Below are 13,553 nucleotides of genomic sequence, written 5' to 3'. Positions count from 1 at the left end.
TGTCGGAAATCATCGCGCACCACCTGAAGGACCGCGCAACCATCCAAATTTACGACTCCACCAGCGGCTCCGGCTCGCTGCTGCTCAACATCGGCCAATCCATCGCCAAGCACATGGTGGATAAAACAAAATCAAATACTTCGCCCAAGAGCTGAAGGAGAACACCTACAACCTCACGCGCATGAACCTCGTCATGCGCGGCATCCTGCCCGGCAACATCGTCACCCGCAACGCCGACACGCTGGAAGACGATTGGCCGTACTTCGACGATCAAGACCCGGTCAACAGCTACAACCCTCTGTACTTGGACACGGTGGTTTCCAACCCGCCGTACTCCCAAACATGGGAGCCGCAGCACAAGGAGGCTGACCCGCGCTACGCCCGCTTCGGTTTGGCACCCAAGTCCAAAGCGGACTATGCGTTTTTGCTGCATGACCTGTATCACCTGAAGCCGGGCGGCATCATGGCCATCGTCTTGCCGCATGGCGTGCTGTTCCGGGGCGGTGAAGAGGGTGTGATTCGCAAGGCGTTGATCGAGAACGATCACCTGGAAACCGTCATCGGTCTGCCGCCCAACATCTTTTTCGGCACGGGCATTCCCACGGTCATCTTGGTACTCCGGCAAAAGCGCGAAAGCAGCGATGTGCAGTTTGTCGATGCCTCCAAGGGCTTTGCCAAAGAGGGCAAGAACAACAAGCTGCGCGCCTGCGACATCAAGAAAATCACCGACGCGGTGATCGGCCGCACCAGCGTGCCGGGCTTCAGCCGCCTTGTGTCCAAAACCGAGCTGCAAAGCCCGGCCAATGCGTACAACCTGAACATTCCGCGCTATGTGGATTCGTCAGAGCCAGCCGAGAGCTGGGATCTGTATGCCTCGATGTTTGGTGGCACGCCTTTGAGCGAGTTGGACGCTCTGTCGAATTTTTGGCAGGCTTTTCCGAGCCTGCGCGCAGCCTTGTTCACCGAGGATGGCACGCCCTACGCCCAGCCCAAAACCGAAGACTTGGGGCAGGCCATCCGCCAGCACCCGGAAGTGACGCAGTTCAGCCAAGCCGTCACCGCTGCTTTTGCGGGTTTTAAGCCTTGGCTGCAAGAGGCGCTGATTGGCCAGATGCTCACGCTGCAAGTGCTCCGGCAAGAGGCGCTGATTTGCGGTGAATTGTTTGCGCGGCTGGCCCAAGTCGGCACGGTGCCGCTGATTGACAAATACCAGGCTTACCAAGTCCTTGATGACCACTGGCAGGCCATCGCGGTCGATCTGGAAATGCTTCAGACCGAGAAGGGCATAGCCACGGCGCGTGGGGTCGATCCTCACTATGTCACCAAGAAAAAGGGCGGCAAGGACGTGGAGGAGCAGGAGGGCTGGAAGGGCCACATCCTGCCCTTCGAGTTGGTGCAGGAAGTCCACCACACGAAGGAGCTGGCGGCGCTGCGCGAGAAGGAGGCTCGCCTAGCGGATGTGGGGGCGACGCTGGACGAGTTGCTGGAGAGTTTCAGCGAAGAGGACAAGGGCAACGACACGTTCAACGACGACGGGGACAAGTTCGTGCCTGCGGCGGTGGCGCGGGAGGCGAAGCGCTTGCTGGCGGAGGGGAAAACGGCGGGCGCTTTCGATCCTGAATCCTATGAAGCCAAGATCATCCGGGCGGCTGAGGCGCTGGCGGATGAGAAAGCGTTGAAGGCGGCGATCAAGAAGGACGCGGCGGCGTTGCATCTGAAGACCAAGGCGACGATTGAGGGCTTGAGTGACGAGCAGGTGCGGGCGCTGTTAGAAGCGAAGTGGATTGCGCCGTTGGTGGAGGCGTTGCACCGTTTGCCGGGTTTGGTGGTGGATGGGCTGACGGCCAAGCTCGAAGCGCTGGTGGAGAAATACCGCATTACCTACGCCGACAACGCCCGCAACATCCGGCAGGCCGAGCACGCTTTGGCGGGCATGTTGGAGGAATTGGACGGCAGCGAGTTTGATCTCAAGGGGCTGGCTGAGTTGAAAACCTTGCTGGGGGGAGGTTGAAATGGCAGATCAAACCGCCCGCAACGTGCCGCTGATTCGTTTTAAGCAGTTTGAAGATCAATGGCAGGAAGACCAATTAGGGCAACAGGTCGAATTCTTTAGCGGGCTAACTTATTCACCACGAAATGTTCAGAAAGGAGTCGGCACTCTCGTATTGCGCTCATCCAATGTCAAAAATGGTGAAATTGTGAGTGCCGATAATGTTTATGTTGACCCAAGCGTTGTAAATTCAAAATATATTGAAGTGGGTGACATTGCAGTCGTGGTCAGAAATGGGTCGCGTTCACTCATTGGTAAGCACGCGCAGATAAAAAACAAAATGGATGCCGCAGTCATTGGCGCATTCATGACTGGAATTCAGTCAAAAACCCCTAATTTTATCAATGCATTACTTGATACATCAAATTTTAACAAAGAGATTGGGAAAAACTTAGGCGCAACGATTAATCAAATTACAACCGGAGCGTTCAAGCAAATGATGTTTCGGTTTCCAGGTAACCCTGAAAGGGTAAAAGTTGGTGCCTATTTCTGTGAAATAGATCAGCTCATCGCACTGCATCAGCGCAAGCATGACAAGCTGGCCGCACTGAAGAAGGCGATGCTTCAGAAGATGTTCCCGAAGCCGGGGGCTGCTGCGCCGGAAATTCGATTTAAAGGTTTCGTAGGGGATTGGGCGGAGATGAAACTGGGGGATTGTGTGTTAATTCAACGCGGCGGCTCTCCGCGCCCGATAGAAAGCTTTATTACGCGAGAGGCTGATGGAATCAATTGGGTGAAAATCGGCGACGTTAAGATTGGATCAAGATACATCACAAAAACCGATGAGAAAATCAAGCCAGAGGGTGTATCTAAATCTCGGGAGGTTTTCAAGGGTGATCTAATACTTTCCAATTCGATGAGTTTCGGGAGACCATACCTTATGGCTATTGATGGATGTATCCATGATGGCTGGCTCCTGATTAGGAACAACAAGAACTTATTTGATATGGATTACCTGCTGCAACTTCTATCTTCAGAAGCCATGACGCATCAGTATCGTTCGTTGGCTGCCGGTGGAGTGGTAAACAATTTGAATAGTGCATTAGTTCAATCCACCGATGTTTCTTTTCCAGATAAAGCGGAACAACAAAAAATCGGCACCTACTTCCGCACGCTTGACGAACTGATCGCCCAACACGCCACCCAACTCCAAAAGCTCCAGCAAATCAAATCCGCCTGCCTCGAAAAAATGTTTGTTTGAGCCTGCGCCCAGCCCCATGAATACCTTCGCCAAAGAATCCGACTTTGAAGCGGCCGTCATCCACGAACTGCGCCAGCGCGGCTGGGGTGAGCTGGAAGTCATCAAAAACCCCACCGAGGTGGACTTGCTGGCGAACTGGAAGCAGATCCTCTTCGAGAACAACCGCAGCAAAGATCGCCTCAACGAAGTGCCGCTGACTGACAGCGAAATGCAGCAGGTGATGGAGCAAATCACAGGGTTGCGCACACCGCTCAAGCTTAATGGCTTCATCAACGGCAAAACGGTGGCCATCCAGCGCGACAACCCGGCCGACACGCTGCACTTCGGCAAAGAAGTCAGCCTGAAGGTCTACGACCGGCACGAAATTGCCGCCGGGCAAAGCCGCTACCAGATCGCCCAACAACCCCGCTACGCCCGCGCCTCCGCCCTGGCCCATGATCGGCGCGGCGACCTGCTGCTGCTCATCAACGGCATGCCGGTGATCCACATCGAGCTCAAGAAGAGCGGTGTGCCGGTGAGTCAGGCCTACAACCAAATCCAGAAGTACACACGCGAGGGTGTTTTCAGCGGCCTGTTTTCACTCGTTCAGATTTTTGTGGCGATGGAACCCGGCGAGGCACTCTACTTTGCCAACCCAGGGCCAGACGGCAAATTCAACAAGGATTACGCCTTCCACTGGGCCGACTTCAACAACGAGCCGATCAACGACTGGAAGAGTTTCACCGCCAGCTTGCTGTCCATCCCCATGGCGCACCAGTTGATCGGTTTCTACACCGTGGCCGACGAATCCGATGGCGTGCTGAAGGTGATGCGCAGCTACCAGTACTACGCCGCGCACGCCATCTCCGACAAAGTCGCCAAGACCGACTGGAAGAACCCGAACCGCCTGGGCGGCTACATCTGGCACACCACGGGCTCGGGCAAGACCATGACGAGCTTCAAGTCGGCCCAGCTCATCGCCAACTCCAAGGACGCGGACAAGGTGGTGTTCCTGCTGGACCGCATCGAGCTGGGCACGCAAACGCTACTTGCCTACCAAAACTTTGCTGGTGACGCCACCTCGGTGCAGGCGACGGAAAACACCGGCGTGCTCGTCAAGAAATTGAAGAGCACCAACCCGGCGGACACCCTGATCGTTTCGTCCATCCAGAAGATGAGTCGGCTCACGGATGACGCTGACGGACTGAAGGCGCACGACCTGGAGACCATGCGCGCCAAACGCATCGTGTTCATCGTGGACGAGTGCCACCGCACCACCTTCGGTGACATGCTGGCAGACATCAAGGCAAGCGTCCCGGGTGCCGTGTTCTTCGGCTTCAGCGGCACCCCGATCCACAAGGAAAACGTTCGCAAGGACAACACCACCACGGATGTTTTTGGGGACGAGCTGCACCGCTACAGCATTGCCGACGGCATCCGAGACAAGAACGTGCTGGGCTTTGACCCCTACCAGGTTCTCACCTACCGCGACCGCGACCTGCGGCAAGCGGTGGCGCTGGATAGGGCCAAGGCTTCGACCGTCGCTGAAGCACTGGCCGACGCCGCGAAGAAGAAAGTTTTCAACCGCTACATGCAGGATGTGCCGATGGCGGGGCACCGTGATGCAGCCGGCGAGTACCAACGTGGCATTGAAGACTACCTGCCGAACACCCAGTACGAACGCGACGAACACCGCAACGCGGTGCTGAAGGACATCGCCGACAACTGGGAGGTACTGAGCCAGAGCGGGAAGTTCCACGCCATCTTTGCCACCAGCAGCATCACGGAGGCGATCACCTACTACCACCTCATGAAGGTGCAGTGCCCGACGCTGAAGACCACCGCGCTGTTCGATCCGCACATCAGCGACGACGACGGTGGCAGCACCGATCCAGCCTTCAAGGCGGCCGGTCTTGAAGAGATCATCAAGGACTACAACGCCACCTATGGGCAGAAGTTCGACTTGGGCACCCATGCGAACTTCAAGAAAGACTTGGCTGCACGCCTAGCCCACAAGGCCCCCTACATCCGCATTGAAGCTGAACCGGACAAGCGTCTGGATCTGCTGATCGTGGTGAACCAGATGCTGACCGGCTTCGACTCGAAGTGGGTCAACACGCTCTACGTGGACAAGCTGCTGGAGTACGAGAACATCATCCAGGCCTTCTCACGCACCAACCGCCTGTTTGGTCCAGACAAGCCGTTTGGCACCATCCGCTACTACCGCAAGCCGCACACGATGAAGCGCAATGTGGCCGCTGCGGTGAAGCTGTATTCCGGCGACAAGCCGATTGGCCTTTTTGCCGACCCATTGCCCCGGAACCTAGAGCGTTTGAACGACTGCTTTGTCGAGATCAGCGCTATCTTCAGTGCAGCCGGTATCACCGACTTTGCGAAGTTGCCCGACGACTTGGCTGCGCGAGCAGCGTTTGCCAAGCAGTTCAACCGATTCAGCGCGATCTTGGAGGCTGCCAAGATTCAGGGCTTCACCTGGGAGCGGTCAGTCTACGAGTTCGACACCGAACCCAAGCAGGTGATTGAGCTGGTGATCACGCAGCAGCAGTATCTGACGCTGTTGCAGCGCTACAAAGAGCTGGGGGCAGGCGGTGGCGGTGGCGGCGAGAGCATCCCGTTCGACATCGACAGCCACATCACCGAGATTGATACCGGCAAGATTGACGCCGACTACATGAATTCGCGCTTCGAGAAATACCTCAAAGAGCTGCAAAGCGGCGACGCGCCGGCCAAAGAAGCGACCCTGGCCGAGTTGCATCGCTCGTTCACCTCGCTCTCACAGGAAGATCAAAAATTCGCCGAAATCTTTCTGCATGACATTCAGCGCGGCGATGTGCAGATCGATCCCACCCGAACCTTCCGTGACTACTTGGTGGACTACAAGGTTCGGGCGAAGAACAAGAACTTTGAAGCCCTCGTCGCCACGCTGGGCGTTGATGCCGGAAAGCTTTCTGCCCTGCTTGACGCGCATGTGACTGAGGCAAACTTCAACGAGTTTGGCCGCTTTGACGACCTTCGAGGTACCGTAGACTTGGCCCGGGCCAAAGCCTACTTCGAGCGCATCAAGGGCGGTTTGCTGCCGCTATTCAAGGTCAAGATCAAGGCAGACAACGTGCTCAAGGACACAGAGTAAGACGAGTTGATGGCTTGTTGGCTGGGCTATCTCCTCAGTCCCTCAAAAGGGGTTGAATCCCTCACCAGCCTCGTCATCCGAGGCGGCATCCCCCTTTAGGGGGTATCCAGCCGCCACTATTTCACGCTTTGTCCCCCCTCGGGAGGAGTGCATGTGAGCAAGTTGCTTCCGAGAATGAAGTCACCTTCAACCACTTCTCAACCCTCTCTCGGAGGTTCATATGCATCCCAGACTGATCACTCGTTTTGCCCAAACGGGCGAATCGGAGTTCCTCGCGCAAGCAGGTCGGATCGTTTCGGCGATGGCCGACAACCCGCAGTTCCCTGAGCCTTGGCCGGCTCCAGCACCGGCCATCGGGGTTTTGACGGCGACCTTTGAACGATATCGGCAGGCGTTGGATGCCAGCGCTACGCGCGATCAGATCCGCATCGCTGAGCGCGATGCCATCCGCACTGAGCTGACCACGCTGCTCCAGCGGCTGGCAAGTTATCTGGAGTTCATCACCCACGACGATGGCATACCGTTGCGCTCCACCGGCTTCGAGCTGCGGCGCAGCAATGCGCGACACGGCGGCCACAGCGGCCCGTTGGATGCTCCTAGCGGGCTCAAACTGAGTCATGGTCTGGCTACCGGGCAGGTCGAGCTCAAGCTTGACCGGCTCGAAGGCGCGGGCAGCTACGAGGTACACACCGCCCAAGGCGACCCTTTGATCGAGAGCAACTGGCATTACGCACTGGTGTCGATGTCGGTGCGGCGCATCCTGCTCGATCACCTTGCGTCCATGCAATGGGCTTGGGTGCGGGTGCGCGGTGTGGGCGGGCAGGGCGCCGGACGCTGGAGCGAGCCGGCCAGCATCGTTGTGCTGTAGATTGATCCGTGGGTCGATCTGTAGGTCGATCTGTAGGTGTATCTGGGCGGTGGCTGCGTGCGGATAGGGTGAACTGGGACAATGGCGGCCTTGCATTGATTTTGGTGCGCCGTTTGGCGCTTTGACCTTGGCCTCTACTGTTTCTGCTGGGCTTGCGAGCCCGCCTAAAGCCTTGACCAGCTACCGCCCGTATTGGGCCAAGCGCTTGGGTACGGCACCGTTTTTCCCCATGAACCGCGCCGAGATGGACAAGCTCGGGTGGGACTCGTGCGACATCATCATCGTGACGGGTGACGCCTACGTCGATCACCCCAGTTTTGGCATGGCGGTGATCGGCCGGATGCTGGAGTCGCAGGGTTTTCGGGTCGGGATCATTGCGCAGCCCGATTGGCAAAGCGCCGAGCCCTTCAAGGTGTTGGGCAAGCCGAATTTGTTCTTTGGCGTCACCGCCGGGAACATGGATTCGATGATCAACCGCTACACCGCTGATCGCAAGATTCGCTCGGACGACGCTTACACGCCCGGCAATGTCGGTGGCAAGCGGCCAGATCGGGCCTCGCTGGTCTATGCGCAGCGCTGCAAAGAAGCTTGGAGCGATGTGCCCATCATCATGGGCGGCATCGAGGCCAGCTTGCGCCGCATTGCGCATTACGACTATTGGCAAGACAAGGTGCGTCGCTCGATGGTGGTGGACGCCAAGTGCGATTTGCTGCTCTACGGCAACGCCGAGCGCGCCATCGTCGAGATTGCGCATCGCCTGAGCCGGCGCGAGCCGGTACAAAACATCACCGATGTGCGCGGCACGGCCTTTGTGCGGCGCAGCGATGATCCGACCGCCCAAGGCTGGTTTGAGATCGACTCGACCCAAGTCGATATGCCGGGCCGCATCGACGAACACATCAACCCCTACCAAACCACCGCTGAACAAGCGGCGGCCCAAGGCAGCAGTTGTGCCAAGGAAGAAGGGCAGGGGGCAGCAACGACGCCACCCAGCGACGCGCTCTACAAAACCATCACCTTTGTGCCCGCGCCGCAGCTCAGCGGCCGCATCAAGCTGCCGCCGCGTGACCAAACGGTGATCCGTTTGCCCTCCTATGAGCAAGTCAAGAGCGATCCGGTGCTCTATGCCCACGCCAGCCGCGTGCTGCACCTAGAAACCAACCCCGGCAACGCCCGCGCACTGGTGCAGCGCCACGGTGAGGGTGCCAGTGCGCGTGATGTCTGGATCACTCCGCCACCGATCCCGCTCAGCACCGCTGAGATGGATCACGTCTTCGATCTGCCCTACGCCCGCGCGCCGCATCCGGCTTACGCCGATGAGCTGGGCGGCCATGACGGCGTGACCAAAATCCCGGCGTGGGAAATGATCCGCTTCAGCGTCAACATCATGCGGGGCTGCTTTGGCGGCTGCACCTTCTGCTCGATCACTGAGCACGAGGGCCGCATCATCCAAAGCCGCTCCGAAGACTCGGTGATCCAAGAGATTGAGGCCATTCGCGACAAGGTCAAGGGCTTCACCGGCGTAATCTCGGACTTGGGCGGCCCCACGGCCAACATGTATCGCATCGGCTGCAAATCGCCGGCGATTGAGGCCGCTTGCCGCAAGCCGTCGTGCGTTTGGCCGGATGTCTGCCAAAACCTCAACACCGACCACGGCCCACTGATCAAGATGTACCGCCGCGCCCGGGCCTTGAAGGGCGTGAAGAAGATTTTGATCGGCTCGGGCCTGCGCTACGACTTGGCGATCAAATCGCCCGAGTACATCCGCGAGCTGGTGACGCACCACGTTGGCGGCTACTTGAAGATCGCCCCGGAGCACACCGAAGAAGGGCCGCTGTCCAAGATGATGAAGCCGGGCATCGGCACCTACGACCGCTTCAAGCAGCTGTTTGACAAGTTCAGCCTAGAGGCGGGCAAGAAGCAATTCTTGGTGCCGTACTTCATCGCCGCGCACCCCGGCACCAGCGACGAAGACATGATGAATTTGGCCATCTGGCTGAAGAAAAATGGCTTCCGCGCCGATCAAGTCCAGACCTTCTACCCCAGCCCGATGGCCACCGCCACCGCGATGTACCACTCGGGGCGCAACACCCTGCGCAAGGTCACGCGCAGCGGCGCGGATGCGGTGGACATCGTGCGCGGCGACAAGCGTCGCCGCTTGCACAAAGCGTTCTTGCGCTATCACGACGCCAACAACTGGCCCTTGCTGCGCGAAGCGCTCCAGGCGATGGGCCGCGCCGACTTGATCGGCAACGGCAAGCAGCACCTGATCCCAACGTGGCAGCCGGCCACCGACGGCTCGTATGAAAGTGCGCGGCGCAAAAATTCCACCCCCGCACCCCGCCCAAGCCCCGGCCGTGTTCTGACCCAACACACCGGCTTGCCGCCGCGTGCAGGCACGGGAACCGCCACCGCCACCGCCACCGCCAAGAAACGGCGCTGAAGGTTATTGGCCATGCGTATCGAAGACATCCGCCAACGGCTGCGGGCTTTGGGGGCCAAGACCTGCCACGAAGAGCGGGTCTTGCGGCGCTGGGCCCAAGCCCAGCCCCAAGAGGGCGGTCGGCGGCGGGCGGAAGACTTTTTGCCGCTGGAGCTGCGCGACGCTTGGCCCGCGCTGGCCGCTGAGCTGGCGGCTTTGGCGCGGGTGCATTCGGTGCATCCGGGCGAAGACGGCTCGGCGCGGCTGCTGATCGAGCTGGGTGACGGGCAAAGGGTTGAAAGCGTGCTCTTGCCGCGCGACGGCTTGTGCGTCTCAACCCAAGTGGGCTGTGCGGTCGGCTGTGTCTTTTGCATGACCGGCCGCAGTGGCTTGTTGCGTCAACTGGGCAGCGCCGAGATCGTGGCCCAAGTGGTGCTGGCGCGGGCGCTGCGCCCGGTCAAAAAAGTGGTTTTCATGGGCATGGGCGAGCCGGCCCACAACCTCGACAACGTGCTGGAAGCCATCGAGCTGCTTGGCACCTTGGGCGGTATCGGCCACAAGAACTTGGTGTTCTCCACTGTGGGCGACGCGCGCGTTTTTGAGCGACTGCCCCAAGGCGTGGTCAAGCCCGCGCTGGCGCTGTCCTTGCACACCACCCGGCCGGAGCTGCGCGTACAGCTGCTGCCGCGCGCGCCGCGTATGGACCCGGTCGATCTGATCGAACAAGGCGAGCGCTACGCCCGCGCCACCGGCTACCCCATCCAAGTGCAGTGGACCTTGATCGAAGGTGTCAACGACAGCGAGGCTGAACTTGATGCCTTGGTGGCGCTGCTGCGTGGCAAGTACGCCATGCTGAACTTGATCCCCTTCAACACGGTCGAGGCCGACGGCCTGGACTTCAAGCGCCCGAGTTGGGAGCGCGCGGCTGAGCTGGCGCGCAGCCTGCATCGGCGCGGGGTGCTGACCAAGCTGCGCCAGTCAGCGGGGCAGGATGTGGATGCGGGTTGCGGGCAATTGCGCGCCCGTGAGGCGGTTCAGCCGGTGGTTTTTCAGCGGCCTTGATTTATCGGCCCGGTTTTCTGAGCGGGATCTGGCGCATCATTTTTTCATCGGCTTCACGGACGCGCCGGCACAGGCTGAGCGAGATGTTCGACAGGATCAAGATGAACTGATCGACGTCGTATTCGCGGATGCTGCGCAGGCTGGTGGCGGCGATCTCGATGGCCACGCAGCTGGTTTTGGCGCAGATCGTGGCGCTGCGCGGTGCGCGCTCAATCAGGGCCAGCTCCCCGAAGGAATGCCCAGCCTCCAGCAGACCGAGATCGAAACGATCGCTTGGCCCCAAGGCATCACGCTCCAAGCCGTGGTCTTCCCAGACCTTGGTGACACTGGCCAAGCCCGATTCGAGCACGTACATATGCGCGGCTTCATCGCCTTGGCGGCAGAACAACTCACCCGCACGCAAGCTGACGATGCGTGCTTCGCTCAGCAGCTTTTGCACCGTGTCCGCCCGCAGCCCCTGAAAAAGGGCCATCTGTTGCAGCAAGCCGATCCTTGGGTCCAAGGCTGCCGCCTGTGCGGCCTGCGCTGCGGTTTGCGGTGCGGTTCGACCGCCACCCAAACTGGCCAAAACGCGCTGCAAAGGGTTGAGCTGTGCGTTGGTCATGTGATGAAACTCCGCTGTGGACATGGGTACAGATCAATTTTACGTGGGTATCATCCGCGACCATGCTGATTCATCCCCAATTCGACCCTGTGGCCCTTCATCTGGGGGTCTTCCAGATCCACTGGTATGGCCTGACCTACATGGCGGCCTTCGGGTTGTTTTACTGGCTCGGTCTGCGCCGTTTGTCGCATCCGGCGTTCGCCACCCAAGGTTCGGCGTGGACAGCGCGAGACATCGAAGACCTGCTCTTCTACGGCGTGCTCGGCGTGGTGCTGGGCGGTCGGCTGGGCTACGTGCTGTTTTATAAGTTCGACCACTACCTCGCGCACCCGCTCGATATCTTTGCCATCTGGAAGGGCGGCATGGCCTTTCATGGCGGTTTGCTGGGGGTGATTGTCGCGATGGCACTTTTTGCCCGCCAGCGCCAGCGCAGCTTTCTAGAGGTGACCGATCTGATCGCCCCGTGCGTGCCCACGGGCTTGGCGTGTGGGCGCATCGGCAACTTCATCAACGGTGAACTCTGGGGCCGGGCTGCCGACCCGGCGCTGCCGTGGGCGATGGTCTTTCCGCAGTCCGGCGTAGCGTGGCCGCGCCACCCCTCGCAGCTCTACCAGTTCGCCTTGGAAGGCATGCTGCTCTTTGTGCTGCTGTGGTTCTATGCCCGCCGCACCTTGCCGGCGCAACACACGCAGGCGAATGGTTCAAGCCGCGTCGTTTGGGGCCGAGTCTCCGCCGCCTTCTTGGTCGGCTACGGCAGTTTCCGCTTCATCGCTGAATACTTCCGCGAACCCGACGACTTCCTCGGTTTGCTGGCCTTGAGCCTCAGCATGGGTCAGTGGCTGTGCCTGCCGATGATCGCCCTGGGTTTGGGGATGTTCTGGTTCACGAGGACGACCCGCCGAGTGGGTGGTTAAGGCCTAGGCATGAAAAAGGCCGTCTTGCGACGGCCTTGGCTTGTGGACGGCGTGAGGTGTTTACGGTGCCGGTTGGGTGATGGTGTTCATCTGGAGCGCCACTTGGGTGTTGGCCAAGATGCGGCCGTTGAGGACGGCACCGGTTTGAAGGATGCCTTGCGTGTTGCTCAGGATGATGCCGTTGAAGGTCGAGTAGGTGCCCAGGGTTGCGCCGGTACCGCCGCCGACTTGCCAGAACACGTTCGAGGCCTTGGCCCCGCCAGCCAGAACCACCTTGACACCCGCAGGCAGGCTGCCTGCCGAGGCGATGCTGAGGTCACCTGTGATCTGGAAGATCCAAACGGCATTCGGGTTGCCCAGAGCATCAAGGGTGACGTCGGTATTGATGGTGACAGCGGTGCTCCACTTGTAGAGGCCCGGGGCGATGGTCAGGCCGCCGATGGCCCCGCCTGCCAGTTCGGTGGCGGTGGGCAGGGTTCTGCCAGCGGCATCAAGGTAGGCCACGCCCATATCAAGGATGGCGTTATCCACAATCGTCTTGTTGGCCCCTGGGCCGGCCTTGACGCAAGTGGTGTTGCCGTTGCCGACGTAATTGGCGTCCACCGTGTAGATGAAGCCAGTCACTTCAGGGCAGGACACCAACACCGTCGTCCCCGCAGCCGGACTCACACCGATGTTGCCGGTGATGATGGAGGCGGGCACATCCGTGATGGTGGTCTTGGCCAGAATCACGAAATTACCGGCGGTGCCGAGATTCACGGGCAGCAGACCTTGAACGACGACGCTGGCGGTGGTGAAACTCCAGACCACCGGAGAAAGCATGGCGATACCACTCAGGCTCTTGGCGGCAGTTGATACCGTGGCGGTGTAATTCATGCCGGGCGTCAGGCTGGCCACGGTGGGCTTGAACGTGGCTATCTTGTGGGTGGCATCCAAGCTCACAGTACCCGGCACATTGATATTGCCGACGGTTTCCTTGAGACTAAAAGTCAGCAGCGGGGAAAGGATGCTGGCTGGATCAATGGCTATATTGAAAGTGGCCGTTGGACTATAAACATCGACCACATTCAAGCTGTTTCTTATCGAGACAGGAATATTGGTGGCGAGATTGTTGGGGCTGGTTGAAAGTACCGATGGGATGGTGGTATCGACGGGAACAATGGGTGTGGCCACCGCGTTATTACCCCCGCCGCAGCCGCCAATGACGAGCGATGAAATAAAAGCCATCAACCACAGAATTATTCTGGAAGAGCTTGTCAATCTGGACATACATTTCTCCTTTTCATGGGGTATTGAAAGGTATCT

At 59.4% G+C, this 13,553-nt stretch carries 9 protein-coding genes; 7 read left to right on the top strand and 2 right to left on the bottom strand.

Annotated features, from left to right (window positions below):
* The first annotated feature begins 181 nt into the window (after positions 1–181).
* The 6 genes from AC3VI7_RS02625 to AC3VI7_RS02600 all read left to right on the top strand — a co-directional run bounded on the left by AC3VI7_RS02625 (position 182) and on the right by AC3VI7_RS02600 (position 10,730).
* A complete protein-coding gene (locus tag AC3VI7_RS02625) occupies positions 182–2,011 on the top strand; it encodes an N-6 DNA methylase (protein ID WP_489671382.1) in 1,830 nt (609 codons plus the stop codon).
* Between the two features lies 1 nt (position 2,012).
* The gene (locus AC3VI7_RS02620; protein WP_489669708.1) at positions 2,013–3,251 is read left to right on the top strand and encodes a restriction endonuclease subunit S; all 1,239 of its coding nucleotides are present in this window, start codon (positions 2,013–2,015) and stop codon (positions 3,249–3,251) included.
* A gap of 16 nt (positions 3,252–3,267) precedes the next feature.
* Positions 3,268–6,378 (top strand): type I restriction endonuclease subunit R, encoded by a 3,111-nt coding sequence (locus AC3VI7_RS02615; RefSeq protein ID WP_489671285.1) that lies wholly within the window; start codon positions 3,268–3,270, stop codon positions 6,376–6,378.
* A gap of 220 nt (positions 6,379–6,598) precedes the next feature.
* The gene (locus AC3VI7_RS02610) at positions 6,599–7,246 is read left to right on the top strand and encodes a fibronectin type III domain-containing protein (RefSeq protein WP_489669834.1); all 648 of its coding nucleotides are present in this window, start codon (positions 6,599–6,601) and stop codon (positions 7,244–7,246) included.
* Positions 7,247–7,418: 172 nt separating this feature from the next.
* Entirely contained in the window at positions 7,419–9,689 is a 2,271-nt protein-coding gene (locus AC3VI7_RS02605; RefSeq protein ID WP_489671349.1) for a YgiQ family radical SAM protein, read from the top strand.
* Positions 9,690–9,701: 12 nt separating this feature from the next.
* Positions 9,702–10,730, top strand: coding sequence for an RNA methyltransferase (locus AC3VI7_RS02600; RefSeq protein ID WP_489669836.1), 1,029 nt, complete (start codon positions 9,702–9,704; stop codon positions 10,728–10,730).
* 1 nt (position 10,731) lies between these two features.
* Here the strand turns inward: AC3VI7_RS02600 and AC3VI7_RS02595 are convergent, their stop codons facing one another.
* Entirely contained in the window at positions 10,732–11,334 is a 603-nt protein-coding gene (locus AC3VI7_RS02595) for a cyclic nucleotide-binding domain-containing protein (protein ID WP_489671350.1), read from the bottom strand.
* 62 nt (positions 11,335–11,396) lie between these two features.
* On the opposite strand from AC3VI7_RS02595, the gene lgt reads away from it, so the two are divergent.
* A complete protein-coding gene (gene lgt, locus AC3VI7_RS02590; RefSeq protein WP_489669838.1) occupies positions 11,397–12,248 on the top strand; it encodes a prolipoprotein diacylglyceryl transferase in 852 nt (283 codons plus the stop codon).
* 60 nt (positions 12,249–12,308) lie between these two features.
* On the opposite strand, the gene AC3VI7_RS02585 is transcribed toward lgt, so the two are convergent.
* Positions 12,309–13,517, bottom strand: a complete 1,209-nt coding sequence (locus AC3VI7_RS02585; protein ID WP_489669839.1) for an ice-binding family protein — start codon at positions 13,515–13,517, stop codon at positions 12,309–12,311.
* Between the last annotated feature and the right edge of the window lie 36 nt (positions 13,518–13,553).

The sequence above is a fragment of the Leptothrix toolikensis (SeqCode) genome (assembly GCF_057922285.1).
The sequence above is the reverse complement of the archived record's forward strand: the minus strand, read 5'-3'. Positions and strand labels throughout refer to the sequence as shown.